Source organism: Streptomyces sp. NPDC014870 (genome assembly GCF_043081505.1).
GTDB lineage: Bacteria > Actinomycetota > Actinomycetes > Streptomycetales > Streptomycetaceae > Streptomyces.
This window is the reverse complement of the sequence record NZ_JBIBWQ010000010.1, coordinates 83289-109249: the sequence shown is the minus strand read 5'-3', so window position 1 is coordinate 109249 and position 25961 is coordinate 83289. Positions and strand designations below refer to the sequence as shown.

The 25961-nt window shown below is 69.0% G+C and carries 28 protein-coding genes and 2 pseudogenes; 19 read left to right on the top strand and 11 right to left on the bottom strand.

All coding sequences use genetic code 11. The features are described from left to right. Positions 1 to 15 precede the first annotated feature (15 nt). Positions 16 to 672 carry an RICIN domain-containing protein gene (locus ACF09C_RS27315; RefSeq protein WP_392095175.1) on the top strand — a complete coding sequence of 219 codons (657 nt, stop codon included), beginning with the start codon at positions 16 to 18 and terminating at the stop codon, positions 670 to 672. A gap of 91 nt (positions 673 to 763) precedes the next feature. After that, entirely contained in the window at positions 764 to 1018 is a 255-nt protein-coding gene (locus ACF09C_RS27310) for a hypothetical protein (protein ID WP_392095173.1), read from the top strand. 129 nt (positions 1019 to 1147) lie between these two features. Here ACF09C_RS27310 and ACF09C_RS27305 read toward each other — a convergent pair. After that, positions 1148 to 1312: pseudogene (locus tag ACF09C_RS27305) on the bottom strand (pirin family protein); the annotation flags it as partial. Positions 1313 to 1407: 95 nt separating this feature from the next. Between ACF09C_RS27305 and ACF09C_RS27300 the strand changes: the two are divergent. The 3 genes from ACF09C_RS27300 to ACF09C_RS27290 all read left to right on the top strand — a co-directional run bounded on the left by ACF09C_RS27300 (position 1408) and on the right by ACF09C_RS27290 (position 4171). After that, entirely contained in the window at positions 1408 to 2565 is a 1158-nt protein-coding gene (locus ACF09C_RS27300; protein ID WP_392095172.1) for a tyrosine-type recombinase/integrase, read from the top strand. A 226-nt stretch (positions 2566 to 2791) separates the two neighbouring features. Beyond that, positions 2792 to 2971 (top strand): helix-turn-helix domain-containing protein, encoded by a 180-nt coding sequence (locus ACF09C_RS27295; RefSeq protein ID WP_392095170.1) that lies wholly within the window; start codon positions 2792 to 2794, stop codon positions 2969 to 2971. Positions 2972 to 3388: 417 nt separating this feature from the next. Beyond that, positions 3389 to 4171: a tyrosine-type recombinase/integrase gene (locus ACF09C_RS27290; protein ID WP_392095558.1), complete on the top strand. Its 783-nt coding sequence runs from the start codon at positions 3389 to 3391 to the stop codon at positions 4169 to 4171. Positions 4172 to 4191: 20 nt separating this feature from the next. Here ACF09C_RS27290 and ACF09C_RS27285 read toward each other — a convergent pair. The 4 genes and pseudogenes from ACF09C_RS27285 to ACF09C_RS27270 form a co-directional block, all read right to left on the bottom strand. Beyond that, positions 4192 to 4855: pseudogene (locus ACF09C_RS27285) on the bottom strand (IS5 family transposase); the annotation flags it as partial. Positions 4856 to 4877: 22 nt separating this feature from the next. Further along, the gene (locus ACF09C_RS27280; protein ID WP_392095169.1) at positions 4878 to 5780 is read right to left on the bottom strand and encodes a C40 family peptidase; all 903 of its coding nucleotides are present in this window, start codon (positions 5778 to 5780) and stop codon (positions 4878 to 4880) included. 42 nt (positions 5781 to 5822) lie between these two features. Beyond that, complete coding sequence (locus ACF09C_RS27275) at positions 5823 to 6899, bottom strand: SPFH domain-containing protein (RefSeq protein ID WP_392095167.1); 1077 nt, start codon at positions 6897 to 6899, stop codon at positions 5823 to 5825. Between the two features lie 225 nt (positions 6900 to 7124). Then, positions 7125 to 7376 (bottom strand): hypothetical protein, encoded by a 252-nt coding sequence (locus ACF09C_RS27270; RefSeq protein WP_392095166.1) that lies wholly within the window; start codon positions 7374 to 7376, stop codon positions 7125 to 7127. A 46-nt stretch (positions 7377 to 7422) separates the two neighbouring features. Here ACF09C_RS27270 and ACF09C_RS27265 point away from each other — a divergent pair, with 46 nt between their 5' ends. Next, positions 7423 to 8037 carry a class I SAM-dependent methyltransferase gene (locus ACF09C_RS27265; RefSeq protein WP_392095164.1) on the top strand — a complete coding sequence of 205 codons (615 nt, stop codon included), beginning with the start codon at positions 7423 to 7425 and terminating at the stop codon, positions 8035 to 8037. Positions 8038 to 8241: 204 nt separating this feature from the next. On the opposite strand, the gene ACF09C_RS27260 is transcribed toward ACF09C_RS27265, so the two are convergent. The 4 genes from ACF09C_RS27260 to ACF09C_RS27245 all read right to left on the bottom strand — a co-directional run bounded on the left by ACF09C_RS27260 (position 8242) and on the right by ACF09C_RS27245 (position 11471). Further along, complete coding sequence (locus ACF09C_RS27260; RefSeq protein ID WP_392095162.1) at positions 8242 to 8649, bottom strand: NUDIX hydrolase; 408 nt, start codon at positions 8647 to 8649, stop codon at positions 8242 to 8244. A gap of 290 nt (positions 8650 to 8939) precedes the next feature. Next, complete coding sequence (locus ACF09C_RS27255; RefSeq protein WP_392095160.1) at positions 8940 to 9683, bottom strand: WbqC family protein; 744 nt, start codon at positions 9681 to 9683, stop codon at positions 8940 to 8942. Further along, on the bottom strand, positions 9680 to 10348 hold the full coding sequence (locus ACF09C_RS27250; RefSeq protein ID WP_392095158.1) for a YdcF family protein: 669 nt from the start codon (positions 10346 to 10348) through the stop codon (positions 9680 to 9682). The genes ACF09C_RS27255 and ACF09C_RS27250 overlap by 4 nt, the downstream gene beginning before the upstream one ends. A 16-nt stretch (positions 10349 to 10364) precedes the next feature. Next, entirely contained in the window at positions 10365 to 11471 is a 1107-nt protein-coding gene (locus tag ACF09C_RS27245; RefSeq protein WP_392095156.1) for a helix-turn-helix domain-containing protein, read from the bottom strand. Between the two features lie 154 nt (positions 11472 to 11625). Here ACF09C_RS27245 and ACF09C_RS27240 point away from each other — a divergent pair, with 154 nt between their 5' ends. Next, positions 11626 to 12015 carry a hypothetical protein gene (locus ACF09C_RS27240; protein WP_392095154.1) on the top strand — a complete coding sequence of 130 codons (390 nt, stop codon included), beginning with the start codon at positions 11626 to 11628 and terminating at the stop codon, positions 12013 to 12015. 32 nt (positions 12016 to 12047) lie between these two features. Here the strand turns inward: ACF09C_RS27240 and ACF09C_RS27235 are convergent, their stop codons facing one another. Further along, positions 12048 to 12533, bottom strand: a complete 486-nt coding sequence (locus ACF09C_RS27235) for a TrmO family methyltransferase (protein ID WP_392095152.1) — start codon at positions 12531 to 12533, stop codon at positions 12048 to 12050. A 75-nt stretch (positions 12534 to 12608) separates the two neighbouring features. After that, complete coding sequence (locus ACF09C_RS27230; RefSeq protein ID WP_392095150.1) at positions 12609 to 13997, bottom strand: Tat pathway signal protein; 1389 nt, start codon at positions 13995 to 13997, stop codon at positions 12609 to 12611. A 341-nt stretch (positions 13998 to 14338) separates the two neighbouring features. Between ACF09C_RS27230 and ACF09C_RS27225 the strand changes: the two genes are divergently transcribed. From ACF09C_RS27225 to ACF09C_RS27170, 12 genes are all read left to right on the top strand, one after another. Beyond that, positions 14339 to 14827, top strand: a complete 489-nt coding sequence (locus ACF09C_RS27225) for an ATP-binding protein (protein WP_392095148.1) — start codon at positions 14339 to 14341, stop codon at positions 14825 to 14827. Between the two features lie 23 nt (positions 14828 to 14850). Next, complete coding sequence (locus ACF09C_RS27220) at positions 14851 to 15561, top strand: HAD family hydrolase (protein WP_392095146.1); 711 nt, start codon at positions 14851 to 14853, stop codon at positions 15559 to 15561. Beyond that, a complete protein-coding gene (locus tag ACF09C_RS27215) occupies positions 15558 to 17411 on the top strand; it encodes a hypothetical protein (protein WP_392095145.1) in 1854 nt (617 codons plus the stop codon). The genes ACF09C_RS27220 and ACF09C_RS27215 overlap by 4 nt, the downstream gene beginning before the upstream one ends. Beyond that, positions 17408 to 18364, top strand: coding sequence for a thymidylate synthase (locus tag ACF09C_RS27210; RefSeq protein WP_392095143.1), 957 nt, complete (start codon positions 17408 to 17410; stop codon positions 18362 to 18364). The genes ACF09C_RS27215 and ACF09C_RS27210 overlap by 4 nt, the downstream gene beginning before the upstream one ends. Beyond that, positions 18364 to 20091: a carbamoyltransferase gene (locus ACF09C_RS27205; protein WP_392095141.1), complete on the top strand. Its 1728-nt coding sequence runs from the start codon at positions 18364 to 18366 to the stop codon at positions 20089 to 20091. Before ACF09C_RS27210 ends, ACF09C_RS27205 begins: the two co-directional genes overlap by 1 nt. Then, positions 20088 to 21140 (top strand): hypothetical protein, encoded by a 1053-nt coding sequence (locus ACF09C_RS27200; protein WP_392095139.1) that lies wholly within the window; start codon positions 20088 to 20090, stop codon positions 21138 to 21140. The genes ACF09C_RS27205 and ACF09C_RS27200 overlap by 4 nt, the downstream gene beginning before the upstream one ends. Before the next feature lie 96 nt (positions 21141 to 21236). Next, positions 21237 to 21749, top strand: a complete 513-nt coding sequence (locus ACF09C_RS27195; protein ID WP_392095138.1) for a topology modulation protein — start codon at positions 21237 to 21239, stop codon at positions 21747 to 21749. Positions 21750 to 21780: 31 nt separating this feature from the next. Continuing rightward, entirely contained in the window at positions 21781 to 22626 is an 846-nt protein-coding gene (locus ACF09C_RS27190) for a class I SAM-dependent methyltransferase (RefSeq protein WP_392095136.1), read from the top strand. Next, entirely contained in the window at positions 22623 to 23384 is a 762-nt protein-coding gene (locus ACF09C_RS27185; RefSeq protein ID WP_392095134.1) for a phosphotransferase, read from the top strand. The genes ACF09C_RS27190 and ACF09C_RS27185 overlap by 4 nt, the downstream gene beginning before the upstream one ends. Beyond that, positions 23381 to 24037 (top strand): histidine phosphatase family protein, encoded by a 657-nt coding sequence (locus ACF09C_RS27180; protein WP_392095133.1) that lies wholly within the window; start codon positions 23381 to 23383, stop codon positions 24035 to 24037. Before ACF09C_RS27185 ends, ACF09C_RS27180 begins: the two co-directional genes overlap by 4 nt. Beyond that, positions 24034 to 24870, top strand: coding sequence for an aminoglycoside phosphotransferase (locus ACF09C_RS27175; RefSeq protein ID WP_392095131.1), 837 nt, complete (start codon positions 24034 to 24036; stop codon positions 24868 to 24870). The genes ACF09C_RS27180 and ACF09C_RS27175 overlap by 4 nt, the downstream gene beginning before the upstream one ends. A gap of 30 nt (positions 24871 to 24900) precedes the next feature. After that, the gene (locus ACF09C_RS27170) at positions 24901 to 25902 is read left to right on the top strand and encodes an NAD-dependent epimerase/dehydratase family protein (protein WP_392095129.1); all 1002 of its coding nucleotides are present in this window, start codon (positions 24901 to 24903) and stop codon (positions 25900 to 25902) included. The last annotated feature ends 59 nt before the right edge of the window (positions 25903 to 25961 follow it).

The window sequence follows — 25961 nt, the reverse complement described above, 5'->3', positions numbered from 1 at the left end:
GTGCAAGGAGAGCACATGGTCAAGCAGTTCCGTACGCTACTCGCGGTTGCCACCCTCGCAGTGGCAGCCCTGGCGGGGACCAGCCAGGCAGCAGCATCCTCCCTCCGGACCGTCACCGCCGGTACCGTCTCGGCCGCTGAAGCGTTCCGCCAGGTGTCGGCCGACGCCCGGGCAGGAGAGGGCCGACTGGCCTCGGACGGATCCCGGGTTCTCGACTCGGCCGCCTTCACCATGCGGTTGCGCGGCTACACCGCGAGGTACTGCCTCGACAACTTCGCGAGCGGTGGGGGGCGCAACAACTCCCCGGTCGGCTTCTGGGAATGCAACGGAGGCTCCACGCTGTACTGGCGGTGGCGGGTCGTGTCCTCCGGCGGCTACTACAACTACACGCTGGTCAACAACGCCTCCGGCCGTTGCCTCGACTACCCGTCCTCGTTCGGAGAGCGCCCGGGCGCCCAGTTCAACGTCTTCGACTGCAAGGACGGCGCCGCCCCCGGCCAGACCTTCCACGTCTACCAGCTCGGCAACAACGAGCTCGCCCTCACGTCCCCTCTCAGCAGCAACGTCCTCGCCCTGGACGGCTACTCGAGCAGCTGGCGGGGCAACGGCAGCCCGGTAGGCCTCTGGAACGCGAGCACCAGCGCCTTCAACCCCCACCAGCGCTGGTTCTGACCAAGGCGGCCGGCGACGTTTCTGCCCCGGGTTCCGTTCGTTAGAGCCGGTGAGAGACCCGGGCAGACGTAGTCGCCTGAGCAGTGAAGCCATGGACGGCCCCGCCAAGGCCGACAAGCGTGACCGTGAAAGGAACATGATGAAGTCCCTGAAGGCTGCCGCAGTCCTCGCTGGTTTCGTGGCGATCGCGGGTGCCGCCGCGCCCGCTCACGCCGAGGGCCCGATGCCCACCAGTGTGGACGGCGGCCTGAACACGCTGCTGAGCCAGCCGACCCTGGACGTGACGCCGGTGAGCACCAGCATGCTGGACATCGGGGACAACTCGGGTCGGCAACCCGCGTCTTGACCGAGGAGCGCTCTCCATTGACCGCGAGCGCGCCGCCTCTGGGGCCATCCCCGCGCCCACGGGGATGGCCCCGCGTCGTTCACCTCGCCATAGACGCCCCGGCGGCGAATTCCACCCTGTTCCCCCTGCTCAGCGCACCCTCCCTCGCGGCTTCAGCGGCGTCGCCGGGAGTTCCGGGGCCGGGAGTGGAGCGCCGTCGTAGCCCTTGACCTCGCCGAAGCGCGTGCCGTTCGTCCAGGCTTCGCGGGCCTCCTCGATGTCCTGCTGGGACCGCCCGATCCAGTTCCAGAACAAAGCGCGACACAGGAACGTATTCGCAGGTCAAGTGGGTCTCGGATCGCTGACGGTCAGCAAACCGTCAGCATCGGCATCCGAGGAGTCCCAGGCGCATGGCAGCCAAGACACTCGCCCGTGGAATGGGCACCTTCTTCAAGGACTGCGAGCACGCCGCATCCCGCTGGGCGAAGTGCCCACACCTCTACAAGGTCCGCTACAGGGGCCCCGGCGGCAAACAGGTCGAGGAGTCGGGCTTCCTGACGCCAGACGAGGCCATCGACCGACTGACCAGTGTCTACAAAGCGAAGAAGGCCGCCCCCGCGAACCAGGCGAAGAGCGAGCGCATCGCGAAGTACGGCCAGATGCGGTTCCGGGAGTACACGGCCGAGTGGAAGGCCGGCCAGCGGCACCTTGCAGCGGCGTCGCTCAGCCACCTCGACTCACTCCTCCAGCACCACATCTTCCCCGCCCTCGGGACCCGCCGGATGAGCACGTTCGACCACAAGGTGGTGGACGGCTTCATCCGGACCATGGAACGCAACGGCGTGGGTCTCGCAGCCCAGTCGAATGCCTACGACAAGCTGAAGTCGATCCTCCTCGACGCACACCGTCTGGGGCTGTTCGACGACAACCCCCTCTTGGGTGTCAAGCCACCTCAGTACGACCCCAAACGTGCCGTCATCCCCTCCCCTGCCCAGCTCCAGACCCTGCGGAGAGCCGGGGACGACACCTTCCGACTCGTGGTGGACCTGATGAGCGGCTGCGGCCTACGCAATGGCGAGGCGGCCGCGGTCAATGTCAACAACATCGTGGCTGACGACGTCTACCGCGTCACCGAGCAGGTCAACCAGTCGACCAAGACGTACGACCGCCTCAAGCACCGCAAGCGCGGCGAGTACCGCGACGTGCCGCTTCCCCAACGGACCAAGAACGCCATCGAGTGGTATGCCGACAAGCACGGCACCACCGACGGCTACCTACTGCGCCACCCGCAGGACCCCGGCCGGCGGCCCTTCCAGCCGTACCTCCTGCAGAACCAGTGGCAACGGCTCAAGAGGCAGGGCGAACTCGACATTCCCGAAGGCATGGTCATCTACAGCCTCCGCCACTTCTTCGCCTCAAACTGCCTCCGGCACAACATCCCCATCACGGACGTCGCCGAATGGATGGGACACAACAACATCGACATCACCTTCAAGATCTACCGACACCTCATGCCCGGATCGATCGGCACAGCCGCCAAGCTCCTCGATGCCGGTCTGGCCGTGTGACCCGCACCCCACCGTCAAGAGCTCTCGGCACAGTCTCCAGAACTGCCCCGGGGGCAACCAAGACTCCCGCCAACCGCCTGGACGCGCCGTCCAACCCACGCTGCGGCACCGGCGGCGGACGCTTCGTACATAGCCGATGATCGCCGGTTAGCCAAACCGGGGATTCTCCATACCATCGATCTCACGAAGCTTTAGCCACGAAAGGGGCACCATGCCAGCGCAGTTCATGACCGCGAAGGAACTTGCAGCGCACCTCAACATGTCGCTGGTCTGGGTCTACCGAGAGGCCGCGCGATCGGGCCTGACGCCCTACAAGTTCGGCACGGGCCGCAACGCGAAGATCCAATTCAAGGTGTCCGAGGTCCAGGCATGGATCGGACAACAGAAGTTGCCCAGAGCCGCGTAACCCAACCCGCCGCTGGAAACACACCCACGAAGGAGGAATCACAAGGTGGCAACGAGGAACCTGGCTCGCGGGATGGGAACGTTCTTCAAATCATGCGATCACCCACAGGCCAGGTGGTCGAAGTGTCCGCACGACTACAAGATTCGGTTCCGAGGCCCATCGGGACGCCAGATTCAGGAATCTGGATTCGAAACCCAAGAGAAGGCCATCGGAAGGCTCAGCGAAGTCTACGACACAAAAAGAAGAAAGCCCCACAGTCAGGCAAAATCCGAACGCATTGATAAATTCGGACGAATGCCATTCAGCGAGTACGTTGCCGAGTGGCGAGCAGGGCAGCGGCATCTGGCCGAGTCTTCAGCCAGGCACCTCGACTCCTTGCTGGAAAATCACCTGCTACCCGTCCTCAGAAGCCGGCGCATGAACAGCTTCGACCACAAGGTGGTCGAAGACTTCGTCCGCAGCATGGAGACTGCCGGAGTCGGCGCGGCCACACAATCGAACGTCTTCGACAAGCTCGCTTCCATCCTGCTGGATGCACATCATCTGGGCATCTTCGACGAGAACCCTCTACGAGGCGTGAAGCCTCCGCAGTACACACCGAGTCGTAGCGTCATCCCGACTGCGAACCAGCTCGCAGCGATACGTTCCGGCGGTGACGACTCGTTCGAGCTGCTCGTCGGTCTCATGAGTGGTTGCGGGCTGCGCAACGGCGAAGCCGCCGCAGCCAACATTCGCAACATCGTGGCCGATGATGTATACCGGGTCACTGAGCAGGTCAACCAGACCACTAAGACGTACGGCCCACTCAAGCACCGAAAGCCCGGTGAATACCGCGATGTCCCGCTTCCTCTGCGCATCAAGGACGCCATCGAGCGGTACGCCGACAAGCACGGCACTACCGATGGTTACCTCCTCCGGCACCCCAAGGACACCACCCGTCCGTTCCAGCCATATCTCCTGCAAAACCAATGGCAGAGACTCAAGAGGGAGCAGGAACTCTCCATCCCTGAAGGCGTAGTCATCTACAGCCTCCGCCACTTCTTCGCCTCGAACTGCCTCAGCCATGGCATCCCCATCACGGATGTCGCCGAATGGATGGGGCATAAGAGCATCGACATTACGTTCAAGATCTACCGGCACCTCATGCCGGGGACTCTCGGGCAGGCAGCCAGGGTCCTGGACCTCGGTCTGGCCGCCTGAAAAGCATCACGCGGCGGTACCGGAACCACGCGTCGCGATCCCGCGCAATCTCGGACATGCGTGGAGCGCGCTGACGGAGCGGGGTACGCGGGCCGCGACACCCGCGCCGGTGTCGTGCGAGGTCGACCCGTAACGGCGCCGGGGATGCGGATGCTGTCGAGGACCTACCGAAGGCGGTGGCGTCGTTGACGTGCCGGGCGTGAGCACGATGGACAGCGGCAGGCCCCGGCCGTCGACGGCGAGGTGCACCTTGGTGGTCAGCCCGCCCCGGGACCTGCCGAGGGCCTGACGCGCCTGCGAGCGGCCCGGATCTTCCAGTTCGTCCCCGTCTGCGGCCCCTTTTTCCGGGCGTCGGCCGCGTGCTGGCGGGACCCGTTGATCGTGGAGTCGACGCAGACGGTGCACTCCACCCGGCCCACCGCGTCGTCGCGGACCTAGACGTGTTCAAGCAGCTTCGCCCAGGTCCCGTCCGCTTCCCAGCGGGCGAACCGCTCGTAGGCGGTCTGCCAAGCCCCGAAACGCCCTGGCATATCGCGCCCACGGAGCTCCGGTCGGCAGCCACCACAGCACCCCGTTGACCACCTGCCGGTGATCACGCCACGGACGACCACGACCATCATCCCCCGGCAGCAGAGGCGTTATCCCCTCCCACGCCGCATCCGTCAGTTCACCACGCCCCACCACAAGATCAATTATCAGACAGCGTCTAGCGCACCCGGCCGTACAGGTTCGGGTTGTAGAAGCTGAAAGAGGAGATCCGGACGTTCTTGCCCGGGCGCGGGGCCTCCAGGTACTGGCCGTCGCCGAGGTAGATCGCCACGTGGTGGACGCCCGAGGTCCGGCCGTCGCTCGACCAGAACACCAGGTCGCCGCGGCGGAGTTCGGAGCGGGAGATGGGGGTGGTGGCCCGGTACTGGTCGTCGGCGACCCGGGGGAGGGAGATGCCGGCGCTCCGGTACGCGGCCTTGACCAGACCCGAACAGTCCCAGCCGTGCGGGCCGTTGCCGCCCCAGACGTACGGGTCGCCGAGGTGCTGCATGGCGTACGAGATGGCCGCCTCGGTGCCGTACCGCACCGGGCTGCCGGAGCCGGATCCGGTACCGGAACCGGTCGAGCCTGAGCTCGAGCCCGAGGTCGAGCCGTTGGTGGATGCCGAGGAGCCCGTGTAGCGCTCGTACTTGTCCTGGTGGCTCGTCCACCACCACTGGCCGTTCCGCTTGTACCAGTACACCCGGTCGATGGAGTCCCAGCCCTGCTTGCTCCGGAACACCGGCTCCGAGGTCCGCTGCCCCGACGAGCCGCCGGCCTGCTGCTGCCCGGTTTTGGCCAGGTACTTGCTCTGGTGGGAGGTCCAGCGCCACCAGCCGGTCTCGTCCTTGTACCAGTACCGGGAGCCGTCCCAGCCGGCCCGGCTGGGCGCCGGCTCGGCCGAGGCGACGCCGGCCCCGGTGCCCACCAGCACGGCGGCGCCGACCGCTGCGACCACGGCCCCGCGGACCGTGCAGCGGGCGGCACGGGTGGTGCCGGGTGCGTGGCTCGCGGCCGTGCTCCCGCAGCCGGCGCAGTCGCAGCGGTCGGGTATCTCCTCGGTGAACTCGGGCGCGCGCATGCGTGTTTCCTTTCTTCGGGAGGGGGGATTCGCGGGGGGATCTCAGCGGGCTTCGGCGGCGGTGCCGCGTGCCGTGTAGAAGGCCACGGTCAAGTCCTTGACGAGGGCCTTGCGTTCGTAGTCGTCGAGGCTGACCAGACCACGGTCGGACATCCGCTGCACGGTGTCGTCGACCGCGTCGATGACCGAGGTGAGCACGGAATCCCGGTGCCGGGCGTCGATGGCCGCGATCCGGCGGCGCTGCATGGCCCCGGCGACCTCCGGGGCGTACTCGACGCGCACCGGCCGGGCCGAGAACACCTCGATGCCCACGGCCCGGCACTCCGCGGCCAGCAGCCGGGTCAGCGCGTCGCCGACGGCCTCGGCATCGCGCAGGGTCTCCGGGCCGGCCTCCGCCCCGAAGGAGTCGGCCGGCATCCCGGAGAACACGCGGGCGGCCGTGGACTCCACCTGCTCGCGCAGATACGCGGCGTGGTCGTCCACCGAGAGCAGGGCCCGGGCGGTGTCCCGCACCCGCCACACGACCAGTACCACGGCGTGCAGCGCGGTGCCCTCGGCATCCACCACGGCCAGCGGCTCACTGCGCCAGTGCCGCAGCCGTACGTCGACCCGGGCGCGGCGGGGGAAGGGGGCGGACCACACCAGCCCGGTACGCCGGACAGTGCCCCGGTAGCGCCCGAACAGGGTCAGCACTATGGCGTGGCCGGTGCTGCCGCGCCGCAGTCCGGCGAGGGCGAGGGCGACGGCCAGCGCGCAGCCGGCCAGCGCCGCGGCGGGCCAGGCGTCCGGGGTGAGCGCGGGCCGCGGAATCCCGTACCGGGTTACCAGCCCGGCCGCTCCGGCCCCGGCGGTGCCGGCCACGAGCAGGGCCCACCAGCCGGAGCAGGACCGTGCGGGCCGCTCGGCGAACTGCCGGTCGAGTGCGGGCGGCAGGGTGCGGCGCGGTGCACGGGCGTCGGCCGGTGCACGGGGTGCGGCCGGTGCCTGGGCCGCGGGGGCGAGTGCCGGGGGAGGGGCGGGTGTCGCCGGGACCGTGATGGTCTGCGTCTGTTCGTCGCCCTCGTCACGGAACAGCGGGCTCAGGACCACCGGGTCCCGGTAGGGCCGGACCGGCACCACGGGGAAAGCCGTCGCTCCGGTTGGGATTCCGATTGTGATTCCGGTTCCGGTTCGGTCTCCGGTCCGCTTCGGCGTCTCCGCCACGGCCACCCCACAGCTCGCGAAAGATGATCAAGGATGAATCGATCTTCGCGGAACCGGACAAGTCGACCCTGCGGCAAAGGTCCCGAACGGGCGGGACTTGAGTCCTGAATCGGGAGGTCGGGAGGTCAGGACGTCGGGAGGTCAGGCGGTGCGGCGTTCCACCGAAGCCGCGACATCCGCCAGGTCCTTGGCAATGGCCTTCGCCACCGCCCTGGCCCCCAGCCCCCCCAGCAGCCGCGCCAGCAGCGGCGGCTTCTCGCCCTCCTGTGGCTGTGCCGAGAAGGTCATGCGCACCGCCGTCCGCCCCGGCCCCCGCTCCGTCAGCCGGAACTCGGACACGTAGTGCATTCCCGAGTTGTCCGCCTCGGCGACATAGCGTTTCTCGGTCGTCACACGCCGTCACCCACATCTCCTCGGTCGCAGAGAGCAGGAGGCTGCCATGGGCTGGTACGCCGACCAAGTGGTGCCACTCATCGTGAACCTCGCGTGCGGGGCGAAGTCGGCTCCCCCGCTGCGCCGCCGGGTCTGTACGAGCCTGGCCGGCGAGATCGTCGAGATCGGCTTCGGGACTGGCCACAACGTACCCTTCTACCCGCCCGAGGTCACTTCGGTCGACGCCGTCGAGCCCTCGGACACCTGCTGGCGGCTGGCCGCCGACCGCATCGCGACCTCCCCGGTGTCGATACGCAGGAGCGGCCACGACGCCCAGAAGCTCCCGTACGAGGACGCCAGCTTCGCAGCGGCCCTGTGCACCTGGACGCAGTGCACCGTCCCCGACGCCGCGGCCGCGCTGGCCGAGTTGCGGCGTGTGCTGCGGCCCGGGTCCGCCCTTCACTTCGTGGAACACGGCCTGGCCCCCAACGAGAACGTTCGCCGGTGGCAACGCCGTCTCGAACCGCTGAACAAGCGCGTCCTCGGCGGCTGCCACCTGACCCGCCCGGTCGTCCCCCTCCTCAGCGTGGCCGGCTTCACCATCCGGAACGTGGACGTCTTCTACGAGGAGGGCGCTCCGAAGCCCTGGGGCGCCGACACCCTGGGCGTGGCCTTCCCCTGAGAGCGGCGAAACCGGCGGTGGCGAGGACGGCGGCCGGCCGCGCCGAGGACGGGCCGGTCGGGGGAGTTCCCGCGTCGCGCTGCGCCGCCCGGCCCCGGTCCCCGCCGTGACGAGCTCGCGGTCCGCTACGAGGCGACGGTGCTCGTCGCAGTCCTCAACGAATGGCTGTGACTGTGGCCGGCACATCCACTCCGAACCCTGGTCTCAAGGCATGCGAAGAGCATCGACGGCTGCTGGCGACAGCATGGAGTCCTGCAGGTCCGCCATGGGGGTCCAGACCGCCGCGTCGGTGGACCCACCGATCTCGGCCACCGCCGGCGACCCGAGCTTGAGGCCGACGGTGTAAAACAGTGCGGTGAGGTGCCAGCTGACTCCATGGCGCTGAACTGCGTATGTTCGCGCGTCGAGCAATTGAGCAGAAGTGAGTTCGAGTCCTGTCTCCTCCCGAAGCTCACGACCCAGGGCCTCCACGGGCTGCTCGCCGGGGTCGATTCCTCCGCCCGGCAAGTGCCATAGCCCTGGTCTGAAGATCGGTGACGCGTCAGACAAGCGGGCCAAGAGCAGCCGATCTGCATCCATCGCGATGGCGTATGCCGAAACACGGGTCTGCACGCGAGCACCCACTGTTCCCGCCCCTCCCTCCCCACATCAAAGTCAGGAGTCGGGAACTGTAGCCCCACCGAGATCGACTTTCGCAACAGGCCCTAACGGGTTCAGCGGTGGCCCCTCGTCAAGCGGTCCGACGCCTGCGTCGATGAGCAGGGCCCGCGTCGCGTTCCACGAGCCTCGCTGGGCTCCGGCAGTAGCCTCCGGGCATTGAGCGTGGCCTGGCCAGACGCTCAGAACGCGACGAAGAACCGCCTGAGCCTGTCCAAGCCTGCCCGTGAGGGGACGCGTGGGAGCTAGTCAGCCAGCCCACGTATCCGGTGACCCGAGGCGACAGCATGCAGTTCCTCGGACACAGCCCCGATGCCATAGGTCATAAGAGGGTGTACGGCGCTGACGTCGCGCCCGCCCTCCCATATACCCTTCGTCGGCGTACGGAAGGGAATCACGGCTATCCCGTGGGCCTTGAACGGACCCACCTCGAGGTAGCGTGTGCCGCCGGTGCCGCAGAGGTAGCCCCGCGACCCGGTGACCGCCGTGAGATCGGCAAGTCGCTGTGACCGTTCCGAGCGGGCCGGTAGCTGGCTGCTGTACAGGATCCGACCTTCCCACCCCACCAGGTTGAGGAGCATCCGCGTGGACGCCTCGGCCACATCGGCGGTCTTGTCCGATTGCCGGAACTGGGCCAGCGCGGAGTCCAGCTCATGCCTGAGAACCGGCCAGTCAGGGCAGCTGCGGTAGTGCAGCGCGAGCATGTGCATCACTCGTCGACGTGACCGTTCCGGGTCAACCAGGACGGCGTCGCGGATGACGGTCGACCGGCCATGAGGGAGGTGAGTAGGGATCGAGAGCCATCGGCGCCGGGTTGGGTGGGACGTGCTGGCCAGCCGGGCTCGGTGCTGGTAGTCGCGGCGGGTGAACTGGACGTCGTCGAGCACGATCCAGTAGTCCGCCGCGAACAACTTGGCCAGCGTGCTGAGTCGAGGCAAGAAGTTCGGCTGGTGGATCGCGCACAGACCGCCGGGCAGGGGGCAGGTCACGAAGCGATGAGTCTGCTGGTGAAGCCGGCACGGATGAGGGACGCGTAGGCGGCATGTACGTCCTCCGGGACATGCTGCTCGATGGCGAACCCGAGCTTCGGGTACTCGATGACGCGCTGGAGGTCGCCGACGAGCATGTCGATGACGAGCCTCTCGTCGCCGATGCTCTTGAGATAGTCGTCGAACTCCATAGACTCCGAGGCGCAGGTCACCTCGGCCTCAGGCCAGAGTTTACGGGCGGTGGCGAAGGAGCGGCGCTCCATGTAGGGCTTGGAGACGAGGAGCACGGACTTCGGCGTGATGCCGGCAGACGCGAGGACCTCACGGGAGAGGGTGATGTTCTGGCCGGTGTTGCCGGCGTTCGGCTCCACGAGGATCGCGCTGTCCGGCACGCCGAGGGCGAGTGCGTGCTCGCGGAAGTGGACGGCTTCCCCCCGGGGGAACACCTTGGCGGTGGTCGGGCTGTTGCCGCCGGTGAACACGAGCGTTGGGAACAGGCCGGCACGGTACAACTCGGCACTGAAGGCGGCCACGCCGAGGTCGTGGCTGCCGAGTCCGATCGCGGCGTCGACGGGGCGCACGTCGTGATGCATCTGGTGGAAGTCCCAGACCAGCTTGGCGTTGCTGATCTGCTCCTCGGTGATCGCCGGCTGGTTGTCGGTCACTCGCTTGTCTCCCTGGTCACCGTCGTGTGGGGCGGGCTGCCCGGTCGGCCGTCCTCCGGATGTCCGTGATGCTGCGGAGCTGGTGGCTCAGCCCGTACTGGGCCGCCTCCTTGGCAGCGTCATCGAGGACGTGTAGCCCATCATCCAGGGTGGCGGGATCGGAGAGCAGGATGTGGCCATACGCGGTGTCCAGGCGCACCCGCTGCATCGGTGATTCCGTGACGCCCGTAATGCGAGCAAGATCGATCAGGCGCAGGGCGGCATCGAGGTTCCCGGTACCGCGGTGGGCGAGGGCGAGCTTCTGTTGCGCGACCGACCAGTCCTCCTGCTCGGAGAGGTCCTCGAAGGCGCGGACCGCCGCTTCCATCACGCTGACCGCATAGTCGTGATTGCCGTCCTTGCTCAGGGCGGTGCCCACCCACAGACGGGCACGGGCGCGGTCACGAGGGGACAGTCGGTCGTCGGCAGCCAGATCATCGTACTGGCGCGCCGCTGTCTCAAGTTCGCCAACCATCTCCGTGACGACGGCGAGGGAGAGATCGAGCTGAGCTACGCGCCGCGGAATTTCCAACTGCGTATAGAGCGAGCGAGCGTTGGCGTACGAGCGCTGTGCCGAGAGAGGGCCGATGACGGCCCCTTGGTCTCGCATCAAATCTCCCTGTAACGCCGTGGATCGCGCCAGCAGGGACAAGCCCCGTTCATCCAGTTCCGAGGCTTGGTAGCGAGAAGTCCAACGGTGCAGCAGAGATTCTGCGAAGGGGAAGTTCTGACGGGAGACGGCCACGACTGCGCGTTCGATGTCGTCGGCCCAGGTCTCGTAGTCCCAGGCTCGCGGGCGGGGAATGATCACACGCCCAGCCGCTTCCAAGGAGATACTCCCCTCGGCGAGTTTGACGACCTCTGTCTCGAAACGCAGGTGGGTCACCGCATTGGCCTGGGCGAGCGCTGTGTCCAGGATGGCCTGGCTCTCCGTGTTGGGCCGCCTCTTGGCCAGGAACTTCTCCCAGTTGCTGACCGTGTTTACCGAGACGCCCAGCCTTTCGGCGAAGGCGCGCACGCTCAGGCGGAGAGCCTTCCGGAGGGCGAGCGCCTCCAGGCCGGTCCATTCATGAACGGTCGCCACGTACCACTCCTTTCCGTCGCCATCGAAGCACGCTGTGTCGCGCCAGGTGGACGAAAGTGGGACAGAAGTAGGACGGCCGTGGCTTCCCCGTCGGCCAGGCCGCCATCAGGCTCGAAGTGCCCCTCCGACGACGGCCCGATGGACGGTCATAATCATGGAACCTCTCACGGAACAGCGGAACGTCACCGGTCCGCTCGTGTTCGGCTTCCTGCATCTGGTGCGTGTGTCGCACGCTCGGCAGTTGGCCCTGACGACAGCGATCACCGAGTATTGCCGTCGTCACGAGCTGACGCTGGCCGGCGTCTACACGGAGCGTTGTTCGGCCACGCCGTCCGCGTTCATCGGCATGCTCGATGCCCTCACGGCCACTCGGTCCTATGGGGTCGTACTTCCCACCCCGTCGCACCTCGGGCCCAAGGCCATAGCTGATGAACGGCGCAGCCAGCTGACCGAAGCCGGCGCTCACCTGCTGCTGATTCGCGGTAAGCAGACGGTTCCACCAGGTGGAGCCTCGCCGAACCTCGCAGCCGGAGGCACCGAGTGATGAGTGCCTGCCGCTGCGGAGGACGCCCCGACTCAGCGTTCGGCTGCGTCCCTCCAGTAGCCCTTCAGCATCTCGCTGGGCCACGACGGCTGCGTGACGGGGCCGCGCGGGAGCATCTCCTCGAACACGGCCACGACGTCGACCACCAGGGTGCCGTCGTCGGCATCGAGGTCTGTGACGTGCAGGTCCCGTCCGTCGACACGGAGCAGCCGAGGGAACGAGGTCGCGAGCCGAGCCGGGCGACGGTGGTTGTGGTGCACGAAGGTGCCCGTGGCCGGCCACTCCGGATTGTTGCGCGGGCTGCGCGCGTGGAGGGCGACGTCGTCGGGCGAGCCGAAGTTGAAGAACCAGGTGACCTGGAGGTGGGAGAACTCCTCGATCCCCTGGAGCGTTTCCTCCGGGTACTCCGGGCGCAGTCGGATGATCGACTCCACACCGCCCTTGAAGTCGTCGAGCTGCCCCTTGTGGCCTCCGACCACGTCGGCGATCACCGGCACCTGGATGAACTCGGTGGACACGGGTTCCCCCTTCTCCGCTCGCGGCTCGGCGAGGCGGCCGATCGCAGTGTGCCCGCCTTCGCCACCATGGATTCGTCAGGCTACTCGTTCAAGTACGGCCTTGGCTCGCTCGTCGATCTCCGCCGCCGCGCTGATTCCCCGATTTCGGAAGGGGGACAGCACCCTGCGCATGTTCACCGCGGCCTCGCGTGCCCTCCCCGACTGCACGCCTTCCATGGCGTCCAGTGCCTGGGTCCACGTCTGGCACGCGGCCTCTACGTTCCCCTTGCGCGCCTGCACCGTGCCCATGTACCCGAGGGTCACCGCGTGGGTCCGGCTGAAGGTCGCGGCCTTCCTGGTCAGCACGCTGTTGTTGAACTCTCGGAGCGCTCCGTCGAGATCGCCGAGCGTCCACAGGGTGCGGGCGGTCTCGTGGGCCAGGGACGCACGCTGGAAGAACCACACCCGACTCGGATCTGCGTCGCCGGTGTCCGCCGCAGCAAGGTCGTCCTCGGCCTGGAGAAGTGCTGCGATCGCGGCGCGCTTCTGCCCGTCGGCGGCAAGGCTGCGTGCCTGCACCACTCCGAGCAGTGCCCGCTCGCGGGGGGTGGCGAGGGTGTACCGCTTGCGCTCCACGGAGGCTGTGGCGAGTTCGACGGCAGCCCGTGGGTGGCCGAGATCCGTGGCCTGGTGGGCCATTGCCCGCAGGATATGGCCGGCGAGCGGGGCGTCGTTCGCTTCCGCCGCGAGTTTCAAGGCCAGGGTGAAGTAGCGTCGCGCAGCCTCGTGTTGGGAGGCGTCGAAGCTCATCCAGCCGGCGACGTACACCGCCTCGGAGGCGGCGGCAAGAAGAGCACGACGGGTGTCGTCGCTGACGAACACCCCGCCGATGTACCGGGCAACGTCGTCGACGAGGTACTGGTAGAGGGCCGTGCGGCCGTCCATGCCGCCGTGGCGCTGGTCTCGCTGAGAGAAGAACTCGGTCATCTCACGGACAGCGCTGACTTCCGTGGCCCCGACCCTGCGGCTCGTCGCGGCCGGGCGAGACTTCGCCCGCTGGGGAGCCTCTTCCCACCATTGCTGTCCAGGCAGGACCAGGCCACCCACCGAGTAGGCGGCACCAGCCAGCAGTCGGCGGCGTTCGACGTCCACGTCGCTTCTCCCAAGGTCTACCAGCGCATCCAGCGTATCGACGTTCCACTCCGATACCGCGGCTGCACCCGTGGCCGGCACGGAGAGCCCGATCTGAGCTGGAGTGATGGGGCGTTGGAGCCGCCGGGACAACGTCTCGCACAAGATAAGGGGCGCTCTGCCCGAGGGCTGTGTTCCCGCCACCCACATGGCGATGTGCGAGCGGCTTGTACCCAGCAGTTCCTTCGCTCCCACCTCGGCCGCGGCCCTCACGAAGGCAGCCGCCGCTTTCTCCTGCGACCAGCCTGTTTCCGCGATCGCGTCGGCCAGCTTCACGTTCCGCTCGCGCGCCATCGTCTACCTCGGTTCACCAAAACGATCTTTGACGGGTTTGACGGCCCCGGCAACCGCCCGGAGATACCGCCGCGGTGTGATCCACGGTTCGCTCGTGGTCAACGAAACCACCAACTGCCCTTGTCCGGGAGGAAACCGGTGAAGACCAGCCACACGACTGGGGCCGCCGCCCGACTGCTTCGGCCGACGGGCGCGGTCCCGCCGCGATGTCCGAAGCGAGCATCTCGACCACACCCCGCCGGTGGCCGTGCTCGTGCAAAACCTCCGCAGCTTCGACCGCACCGACCAAACCGCCGATCGAGTCCTCCGCGGGCTCAAGCACCAGTTGTGAGAAGGCGAGCATGGACCGAATCGAAAGCCTGGGCAGCGTGATCAACGCCCCCGAACACCAGAAGAGCCTGACGCTTGCCGCCAACGACAGGGCGCCGGGCCGGGCACGGTCCTTCACCCGGGATGTGCTGACGGCGTGGGAGGTGGAAGACCTCCTGGACCAAGCCGTGCTGATCGTCAGCGAGCTCACCACCAACGCCGAGCGGCACGGGCGAACTCCTGACGCCGGTCCGGGACTTCCGTCCAGGACCGACGGCGCACCCGCCGAGGAGATCACGCTGACCCTTGCCCTGCAGGCCGGTGTTGTGGGGATCGAGGTCGAAGACAACTCCCCGGAGGCCCCGTTGCCTCAGAATCCCTCGCTCTACGCCACGGGCGGACGTGGCCTGTACCTCGTGTCCGCAACGGCCGACGCCTGGGCTGCCTGCCCCAAGGAAGACGGACGCGGCAAGAGGGTGATCGCCCTCGTGAGGCGCCCCGAGGCGCCCATCACCTCCTGACCACCTCCCCTTGGAGAACTCTGATGTCATCCCGGCTTACGCCCTCGCCCACGCCGTTCTCTGGCGGAACGAGACTGGATCGCGACGCTGAAGCCGTACGTGTCCTGCTGCTCGACTTGGACGGCGTGCTCGTCGACACCCGCCCCGTCATGGAGAGCGCGTGGCACCAGGTCCGTGAGGAGCACGACCTCGACGTCCCGTTCGAGGAGTACGAGCGCCACCTGGGCCGGCCCTTCGCCGACATCATGGAGCAGCTCGGGCTGGTTGACGTCCACGACGCGATCCACCAGACGTATGCGAAGGCGTCGACGGTCGCGTCGCACCTGGCAAGGCAGTTCGACGGCATCGCCGAGGTCCTGCACGCCTTCGGCCTTGCCGACTGGCGGCTGGGAATCGTCACGTCCAGGCCGCTGGACCGAGCCACTCCGCTCCTGGCCCAGCGGGGCGTCCCGTTCGCCACGGTGCGCACCCCGAACGGCATAGGCAGGGGCAAGCCGACGCCGGACCCGATCCTGCTGGCCCTGATCGACCTCGGCGCTGACCCGGGCGATGCGGTGTACGTCGGGGACATGGCAGTCGACCAGGAGGCGGCCCTCCGTGCCGGTGTCTCGTACGTGCACGCGGCCTGGGGCTACGGCGCCCCGATCGCACCAGCCCCCGTCGTCGCCGGATCGCCGAAGGACCTGCTGCGACTCATGGACACCGGGCCCATCCTCGAAGGGAGCCTGGTGTGACGCGGACCAGTTGCAGCGCCCTCGGCATCGCCCGTGCCGAGTCCGACGGCAAGTCCCTGTGGGCGCTGGTCGGCGGGGGCGCGCTCGCAACCATGGAATCCGACCGGATCACCACGTCCGAACTGGAGGCCCTGCCGTTCGACCCGGAGGAAGCGGAAGCACGGGTCGAGCAGGTGATGGAGGCCCTCGAAGAGTATGCCGCTGACCTCGTGAGGACGCCGGGTGGCGCGGGGTGGTTGTACGTCCAGCACGTGCCGGCGCGGCGCCTGGTGGCACAGGTCGTACGCAAGCTGGTTGCGCTCAGCGCCTGGGAGCCGTTCGCGAAGGCGCCGGGCCCTCTGAGGATCGCGCCGTATGAAGGGCTCGTCGGGCTGCGGTCGAGCAGCTCGCGCGAGTACCGGGCGTACACCGTCACCTGGTCGGGCATTGCGTACCTACTCGGGGCGTCGGCCCACCACAACCCTCTCCGTTCCGCGCAGTTACGCAATCTCCCTCCTCTCCCCGTGGCCGTAGAGGTGCCGAGCCCGACTCCTTCGGGGCTGCCGCAGCGCGAGGTGGTGGCGCTGTCGTGGTCCTCCCGACACGCGGCCACTCTGCTGCCGGTGTTGGAGGAGTTGGCCCGAAACGGATGCACCAGTTTGGTGCTGGACCTGGCCACCGACCCGACGGAGCGGTGCCCGGCCCCGGGAGATCCGGGGGTGAAGCTGTGCTCGCCGCCATCCTGTCTCTTCGGCCTCTCCGGCGCCGTGGACGGCCTGCGGCTGCCGGACGACGGCCGCTTCATTCGCGTCGACGAGCACGAGGTTCAACTGGCCCGGCTGGCTCGCCTCGTGTCCGTGGTACTGGAGACCAGCGGCGGGTGCACCCAGCCCTCGTGGCGTTCCGTGGTCCGGGCGGAGACGTGGCTGGACGGCGTACTGGGCACCGTCCAGCCGCACACCGTCCTGGTCAGTAACGACACCAGCCCGCTGGGTGCGCTGGCCGTACATGCGGCAGGGCGCCATCGCGCGAACACGGTCCACGTCCAGCACGGGGCCTGGACCGCGGAGTCCGTCGCATGGCCCGCGCTGCACAGCCGCGACGTCGTCGTCATGGGGGAACAGGACCTGCCCCTCGCGAGGGCGTGGGCGCGCCACCCGCACGCCGAGGTTCACGTCCTGGGCCAGCCCCGCTTCGACGCACTCGCCGGTCTCGACCGCGAGGCCCAGCGGCGATACCTGGAGAACCTGCTGACATCCGCCCAACGCCGAGGCCCGGCACGTATCGCGGTGTGGGCCTGCCAGCCCTTCGGAACCGACCGGCTCAAGGCCCACGCCGACCTCCTCCTGGACGGTCTGTGGAAGGCCGGCGGCGACTGGGGACTCGTCATCGCGCCCCACCCGGCACAGAGCGTCAACGCCTTCGCCCACGTGCTCCAGCGGGACGGGCGGCCGCTCGTGGCCGTGGCCGATCCTCGGGTCGGTGCTCGCGGCTCCCTCGCCGGCGCTGACGCCCTGGCGAGCGCCTATTCGACGTGCGGCATCGAAGCCGCGCTGCTCGGGGTCCCGGTACTCGAACTCGCCCTGCCCGGCGAGCGCACGCTCGGACTCTCCGACCACGGCCTCGCACGGCGGTGCAGCACCGCCGACGAGGTGGTCGGCGCCCTGGTCGCACTGAGCGATCCCCGCCCGCCTGCGGACCGGGGGGCGACGGACGCGGTGTGCCGGTGGCGCGGCGACAGCGCCGCCCAGGTCGCGCGCCTCATCGCCCGGCGCGCCGACGGCGATGTCCCGCATTCCCACCATGTTCACCACGATGCCCGCGGAGCCGACTTCGGACGGCCGCAGGGCGAAGGAGTACCTGCCCGATGACACACCTGAACGCCGACAGCGTCGCCGAACTCTTCGTCGGCGCGGTCGCCCTGGCCAAGGGCGGCGAGAAGGTCAGCCCCCGGGGCATGACGACCCGTGAGGTCCTCGACGTTCACATGCGGCTGACCCAGCCGCGGGCCCGCCTGTTGTACGCGCCGCCGGCGCGTCTCATCAACCCCGCGTTCGCCGTGGCGGAGGCCGTCTGGCACCTCTCCGGCTCGGACGCCCCGTGGATCTTCGACTACAACGCACGCCTGCGGCAGTACGCCGACGACGGCGTCCTGCGCGGTGCGTACGGGCCGCGGATGCGGAAGTGGGGCGGCACCGTGGACCAACTGCGCCGCGTCGTGGAGATCCTCAAGGAGGATCCCGACTCGCGCCGGGCCCTGATCCAGCTCTACGACCCGGTTCAGGACGCCGCCGGGCACAAGGACGTGCCGTGCACGCTGGGCTTCCGCTTCTACCTGCGCGCCGGCCGCCTGCACATGTCGACCACGATGCGCGGTCAGGACGTGTGGATCGGCATGCCGTACGACCTGTTCTTCTACACCGTGCTGCACGAGCTGGTCGCCGGGTGGCTCGGCGCCGAGCTGGGCGAGTTCCACCACCATGTGGGATCGCTGCACATCTACGAGAACCACCTCACCCAGGCCGAAGAGCTCACCTCGGTCACCGCGAGCGCGGTCATGCCGGACCTCACCACACCGTGGCGGGGCTTCGACGACCTCCTCGACCAGGTGGAGGCCCAGGACGTCACCGGCCACCCGGGCTGGGACGCGATGGCCGAGACACTGCGCAGCTACCGCCTGTGGAAGGACGGCTCCCGCGAGCAGGCGTGGCGGGTCGCCGACAAGGTCGACGGTCCGCTGGGCGTGGCGCTGACCGCCTGGTACGGCGAGCTGAACCACCGCGGCCGCATCTCCACCGCGCGTGACACGGCGGGGACGCGGTGATGGCCGCCACGGACCGCACGCCCTCGGTCATCCTCGGCCTGTGCTCCTACACGCACGACTCCGCCGCCGCCCTGATGGTGGACGGGGAGCTGATCGGCTTCGTCGAGGAAGAGCGGCTCTCCCAGCAGAAGCACACTAAGGACTACCCCCGCCACGCCGTCGAGTGGCTGCTGGGCGAGGCCGGGCTCACCGCAGCCGACGTCAACACCGTCGCCTACAACTTCCAGCCCGCCCACTACCTCGCCGAGTCCCCGGCCGCCCTGCGCTTGGCCCTGTCGGCGACGACGCGCGACCGGGCTCTGCCGAGGGCGCAGGGCTTCGCCAAGGTGGCGCTGCGCACTCAACTGCGCGCCCGCGCCCTCGGCCGACGGTTCCCCTCCGCCCGTGTCTCCCCCGTCCTGCACCACCGCGCCCACCAGCTGGCGGCCTTCGCCGCCTCCGGGTGGAACGAGTCCGCCGTGCTCGTCGTCGACAGCCTCGGCGAGCGGCAGACCACGACCATCGCCTGCGGCCATGACGCGCTCCACCCCTCCACCCGCACCCTGGAGGCGATCAACGACCCTGCCTCGCTCGGATACGTGTACGGCGCGGTCACCGAGCACCTGGGGTGGCGACGCGGTGACGAGGAAGGCACCGTGATGGCGCTCGCCGCCCTCGGCGATCCGGAGCGGTTCCGGCACCTCTTCGCCCGGGCCGTGCGCCCCACACCCACCGGCTTCGCGGTCGACCCCGCCTACTTCCCGCCGCGCGTGCTGGCCTCGGGCTATCCGAGGACCTCTCGCCGCTTCATCGCCGAGACGTGCCCCGAGCGTCACCCGAGCGAGCCGCTCCAAGACGTCCACCGGGATCTGGCCGCTTCGCTCCAGGAGCGCACCGAGCAGGTGATGCTGCACCTGGCCCGTCGGGCACGCATGATCACCGGGTCGCGCCGTCTGTGCGTCGGTGGCGGAGTCGCCACGAACTGCGTGAGCATCGGCCGGATCATCGAGGACGAAATCTTCGACGCGGTCTTCGTCCCGCCCGCGCCGGGCGACGCCGGCACCGCGATCGGGGCCGCCATCGCCGTACACACCGGCAGCCACAGCCGACAGCCCGTGTCCGGCGTCGCCCGGGCCTGTTACCTCGGCCCGTCGTACCAGGACCAGGCCCTCGACCTCACGGCGTGGCCCGGTCTCCAGCAGAAGACGCTGGGCGTCGAGACAACCGAGTTCCTCGCCGACCAACTCGCCCACGGCATGATCATCGGCCTCTTCCGCGGCCGGGTCGAGGCCGGCCCCCGCGCGCTGGGGAGCCGCTCGATCCTCGCCTCCCCACTGGAGCCCGGCGTCGTCGAGCGGCTGAACGCCACCGTGAAGTTCCGGGAACCCTTCCGCCCGTTCGCCCCCATGGTCCTGGCCGAACGTGCCGAGGAGTTCTTCACGCTCGGCCAGGAGGCGCCGTACATGTCGATGGCGTCCGGCGTGACCGATAAGGCGCGTGAGCGCGTGCCGGCCATCGTGCACGCCAACGGCACCTCGCGTCTTCAGACCGTCACCCGGTCGCAGAACCCGTTCATACACGCCGTACTCAGCGCATTCGCCCGCCGCACCGGGGTGCCGGTCCTGATCAACACCTCGCTCAACGTCAAGGGCAAGCCGATCTGCGGGACACCGGAGATGGCCCTGGACTGCCTGGCCAACTCCGGACTGGACGCCCTGCTGCTGGAAGGCCGGTGGATCACCAAGTGAAGATCGGATACAGCTTCTGGGGATTCCTCGGCAACGGGATCACCGACACCCCGGACGGCGGCCGCAGCCACCGCCGCCCTCTGGTCGACGCCCTCCTCGGCCGCAGCCACGAGATCGTCTTCCTGCAGGCCAACCGCGACCTGATCGAGGCCGACGACGACCTGGGCAACGACTACACCTTCCACAGCGGCACGCCAGACATCGACGTGCTGTTCCTGGAGTGGCGATGGGCGATCGACGGGCGCAACACCACCCCCTGCAGAACCACGGGTCACACCTGCGACCTGCACCGCCAGGCCGAACTGGTCACCCGGTACACCGTGCGGCGGAAGACGCCGACCGTGATCTGGGACAAGGACCGCCAGCTCCGGACCGACAGTGTGTGGCGGCGTGTCCCCCAGGCCGCCGTGTGCGAGGCCGCCCTCGAACCGACGCCCGGCGCACACCGGCTGCTCTTCCCCGTCGACGACCGTCTGCTCGCCGAGGCAGACCCGGTCGCGCTCGCCAGCAAGCCCCGAGACCTCGCCCTCGGCTACATCGGCAACCAGTACAACCGCGACGAGCACTTCGACCGCTTCTTCGCGCCGGCCGCCGCCCGCTTCGAGCACCTGGTCGGGGGCAAGTGGACCAAGACCAGCCGCTGGCCGCACGTACGGTTCCTCGGCAGGCTGCCCTTCGAGGCGGTCCACGCCGTCTACAGCAGGTCCCTGGCGACCATCCTCATGCTCCCCGAGAGGTACGCCGCCGTCGGGCAGATGACGCAGCGGATCTTCGAGGCCGTGCTTGCCGGCTGCCTGCCGCTCGCCCCGGCGGACATCCGCCACGTCGATCAGTTCGTGCCCGCGGATCTGATCGTGCGCTCAGGCCAGGAGGTCATCGAGCGGCTCTCGTATCTCCGGCAGATCGCCGGCACCCAGGAGCACGCGGACCTGATCGGGGCCTGCCTGGACCGCCTGGACCTGTTCCGCCTGAGCCGGCAGGTCACTGCTCTGGAGGCGGTCCTCAACACCGCCGTCGACCCCGTCGCGGCAGAGCGGGGAGCGGCGTGATGCAGCTGACCACCCAGGCCGTGGGGTCTGGATCATCCGAACGTGTCGGGACCGCCGGTCTGACCGGGCATCCGAGCGCCTCTACTCTGGAGCATCATGAAGAAGGTCGCCATCGTCGGCTGCGGAGGCAGCGGCAAGTCGTACGTGGCTCGCGAGCTGGGCAGGATTCTCGATGCCCCGGTGACGCACCTGGACGCCGCGTTCTACGACGACGAGTGGAACGAACTGCCCATGGAGAAGTTCGCCGCGCTGCAGCGGGAGCTGGTCGCGCGGCCGACGTGGGTGATCGACGGGAACTACAACTCGACGCTGCAGATCCGGCTCGAAGCCTGCGACACCGTGGTCCTGATGGACGTCTCGACCGTGGCAGCGCTGTACGGGATCTTCTCCCGGCAGTTCCGGCATGGCGCCGGGCACAAGGGCAACGGGGTGCACAACCGCATCCACTGGGGCGTGGTCAAGTACGTGGCGACGTACCGCCGCAAGATGCGCCCGCGCGTGATGGCCAAGATCGAGGAGTACGCCTCGGGCCGGGGCGACGTGGTGCTGCTGGCCAATCGGCGGCAGACGCGCCGCTGGTTGCGGAAGGCCGCCGCCGAGCGCAGCTGAGCGCTCCGCGCCCCCGAGGGGAGGGCGCGGCATGAGCGGCACCAACCCCTTCCTGGATCCCGCACGGCAGGCGGAGCTGTACGGGCACGCCTCTCGGCTGGCCGGTCGGTCCAATGCCCTGATGCGGGCGAAGACCGCCGGGCACCCCGTACCGGACACGATCGTCGGACTGGTGCGAAGCCAACACGGGCGGCCCGACCGTCTCGGCCTGGTCCTGGACGTCGGCTGCGGTCGCGGCACGAGCAGCCTGGCCCTCGCCCAGGAGCTCCGGCCCCGGCGGGTCGTCGGCCTCGACGCCGCGCCGGCCCTGATCAAGCAGGCGCTCCAGCGTGCCCGGCGGCTGCCCGGCCTCCCAGTGAGCTTCCTTCAGGGCGACTTCCACCATCTCCCGGTGCCCGCCCGCTCGTACGACGTCGTCGTCGCCTCGTTCTGCCTCTACCACTCGCCGCGCCCGCAGACCGTGGTGGCGGAGATCGACCGGGTGCTCGCCCCTGGAGGGCTGGCCGTGCTCGTGACGAAGGGGCTCGACAGCTACCGGGACATGGACCAGCTGGTCGCTGCCGCCGGCCTCGATCCCAGGGCCGAGGAGCACGAGAGTCTGTATGTCTCGGCGCACAGCGGAAATCTCGCCGAGCTGGCCGCCGTGTCGCTCGACGTACTCGCCGTAAAGGACGAGGAGCACAGCTTCACCTTCGACGGTCACGACCACGTGGCCGAGTACCTGGCCACCAACCCCAAGTACGACCTCGCCCCCGGCCTGTACGGGAATCCGGGCGCGCTCGCGGCGACGCTGCACGAGTTCGTGCCGGACCGGCCCCTCACCACCCAGTCCCTCGTCACCTTCGTCGTGGCCCGGTCACGGGGAGGACGGCCGTGACCATCCGCCGGTTCACCAAGCGCTACGAGACCCCCGGCAGGGTGGCCTCGGCCGCCCGTCACCACGCCTGGCTCGCCGAGCACGCACGGCCGCTGCGTCTGCCGGTGCTGACGGTAGTCGGGCAGAGCGGCCTGACGTACGAGTGGGTCGACGGCCGCCCGGCACGGCCCGAGGACCTGCTGACCCTGGCCGGGCTGCTGGGAGACGCCCACGGCGCCGCCTGGACCAGCGATCTCCGGCCGACCGGGCTGAACACGCCGCACCGCTTCCAGGACGGCACCGCGTTCGGCGACTACATCGGTCCCCGGCAGACCGCCCTCCGAAGAAGACTGCAGCAGGGCTACCTGCCCGACCGGGTCGCCCTCCACGCGATGCTGACGCTACTGGAGAAGACCGCCGAGGGGCCGACCGCGTTCTACAAGGACAGCAACCCCCGGAACTTCATCATCACCGAGGCCGGCGACATCTACACCGTCGACACCGACGACCTCACGCTCGCGCCGATGGGGTACGACCTGGCGAAACTGATCGCGACGCTGATCCTGACGTACGGGCCTCTGCCGACCGACTCCGTCGACGCGAGCATGCACGCGTACAACGAGGCCGCCGCACGGCACGACACCCAGCTCGGCACCACAGATCGCGAGCGGCTCGACGACTTCCTCGCCCTGCACGCCGTCCTGACCGCCCCGTACGCCGGGCGCAACGGCTACCGCCACAGCGGCGCATCCCGCCCCTGTCCCGGAGGTTCCACGTGATCAACACCGAACTCGTCTTCGTCCGCCACGGCGAAGCCCAGTGCAACGTCGACGGCCTGGTCGGAGGCTCGCGCACCTGCACCGGGCTGACCAACCGTGGATACGCACAGGTCGAGCAGGTCACACTCCGACTCGCCACCGAGCACCGCGACAAGCCGTTCGACGCGCTGTACGCCGGCCCGCGCATCCGCCTGCGCCAGACCGGCGAGATCATCAGCCAGGCCCTCAGAATCCCTATGTCCGTAGACGACCGTCTCGACGGCCCCATCCACGGCGCCGCTGACGGGCAGCCCTGGGCCGAGGTGAAGGCCGCTGCCAATGGCGGGCCGCACGCCCACCCCGACAGGCCCTGGGCGGCTGGATCCGACAACTGGAACGGCTACCTCGAACGGGCCGGTCGCTTCCTGCAGGAACTCATCGACCAACACGAGGGCGAACGCGTCCTGTTTGCGGCGCACGGCGAAACCGTGATCGTCGCCCACACCCTGCTCCTGGGGATCCCGCTCGGCGCTCCGGCCGGATTCACGATCTCCCACTGCTCCATCACCCGCTGGCAGCACCACCTCAACCGCCTCGGACAGAGACGGTGGGTGCTCGACCGCCACAACGACACCGAGCACCTGGCCGCCTTAGCACGGGAGGCCGCCTCGTGATCACGCTGTCCGACGACCCGCGCCTGAGCCTGGCCCGAGGTGCGCTGGGAGCGGTCCGGATCGTGCACGATCCGAGGCTCCCGCCGCGCGTCCTGCGGCTGGTCAGCCGCGACGGCAAAGAGTTCTTCGCCAAGCAGCACGGCGAACGCGACCGATACGTCCGTGAGCTCCACGCCTATCTCGCCTGGGGGTCCCACCTGATCGGCCATGTCCCTCGCGTGGTGGGCCAACAGGACAGGACGTGCACGCTGCTGCTCACCGCTGTTCCCGGCGTGCGGGCGGACACGGTCGCCCCGGGGTCCCCAGAGGAGGAGCAGGCGCACTACGAGGCCGGGTGCGTGCTGGGCAAGCTGCACCACGCCACCTCGGTATCGCGTACCGGTGCCGTCGGCACGGAACTCGCCCAGCGGCTGCGTGACTGGACCGCCCGCGCGGACCGGGCCGGCCTCATCTCCACAGTCGAACGCGACCGCCTGAGCCACCACGCGGACGTCCTGGCGAACACACTCATGGACAGCACCGTGTGCCACCTCGACTACCAGCCGCGGAACTGGCTCCTCGGCGACGCCTTCGGGCTGTGCGACTTCGAGCACATGCGCCGCGACGCCCGCATCCGCGACTTCGCCCGGCTCGAGTTCCGCCGCTGGCAGGCCGCCCCGAACCTCCGCACCGCCTTCTTCGCCGGATACGGAAAGCCACTGAACGACACCGAACAGCGGCTGCTGGAGTCCTTCGGTGCCATCGAGGCCGTCACCGCACTCGTCCGCGGGCACGAGCGGGACGACCTCGCGCTCAGCACCCACGGCCGCACTGTTCTGGCCCGACTCGTCTGAACCACCCCTCCCCCGATTCTGGAGACCTCCGTGTCACAGCTCTCGCCCCAGCTGACCACCGCCGTACCCCGTCGAGCGGTGGTGACCGGCGCCGCCGGCTTCATCGGCTCCCACCTCGCGCACGCCCTCGTCCAGGCCGGCACCGTCGTCATCGGCGTCGACCGGCGCGACCCGGCCACCGACCCCACGGCTGCGGCCAACCTCGCCGTCCTGCGGGGTCTCCCCGGCTACATGCACGTCACTGGGGACCTCCTGAGCTGCGCGATCGAGCCGATGCTCGTCGACGCGAACGCCGTCTTCCACCTGGCCGGCATCCCCGGGGTACGCCCCTCCTGGGGACCGAGGTTCAGCGAGTACGTCGCCTCCAACGTGCTCGCCACCCACCGCGTCATGGAAGCCGCCACCCGGATGGGCGTTCCCCGGCTCGTGGTGGCCTCGTCCTCCAGTGTCTACGGCCCCACCGAGGGCGGTGCGAGCGTCGAGACGGACCGGCCCCAGCCGGCCTCCCCGTACGCGGTCACGAAACTCGCCGAGGAGCAGCTCTGCCTCGCCCACTCGATCCAGGCCCACTCCCCCACCAGCGTCGTCGCCCTGCGGTACTTCACGGTCTACGGCCCCCGGCAGCGCCCCGACATGTTCACGCACCGCGCCCTCAAGGCCGCCCTTACCGGCCGGCCACTGCGCCTGTACGGGGACGGCCACCAGCGCCGGGACTTCACCTACATCAACGACGCCGTCGCCGCGACCATCGCCGCGGCCACCATCCCGACGGCCAGTGGGGTCATCAACGTGGGAGGCGGTTCGAGCGCCTCCCTGCTCGAAGTGATCAACATCGCGAACAGCCTCGCGGGGCGCGAGATCCAGGTTCATCAGGAGAACCCGCGCAGCGGCGACGTCCTCACCACCCGCGCCAACCCCGGTCGCGCCCACGAGGTCCTGGGCTGGCAGCCCCAGGTCGACCTCCACAACGGCATGCGGGCCCAGATGCAGGCGCTGGCCGCCGAGTCCGCCGCGTACGGCCGCGCGGCATAACCAGCGAGACGCGAGGAGGAGTTGCAGTGGAGAGTCCTGAGAAGGCGCGGCTGGACGCC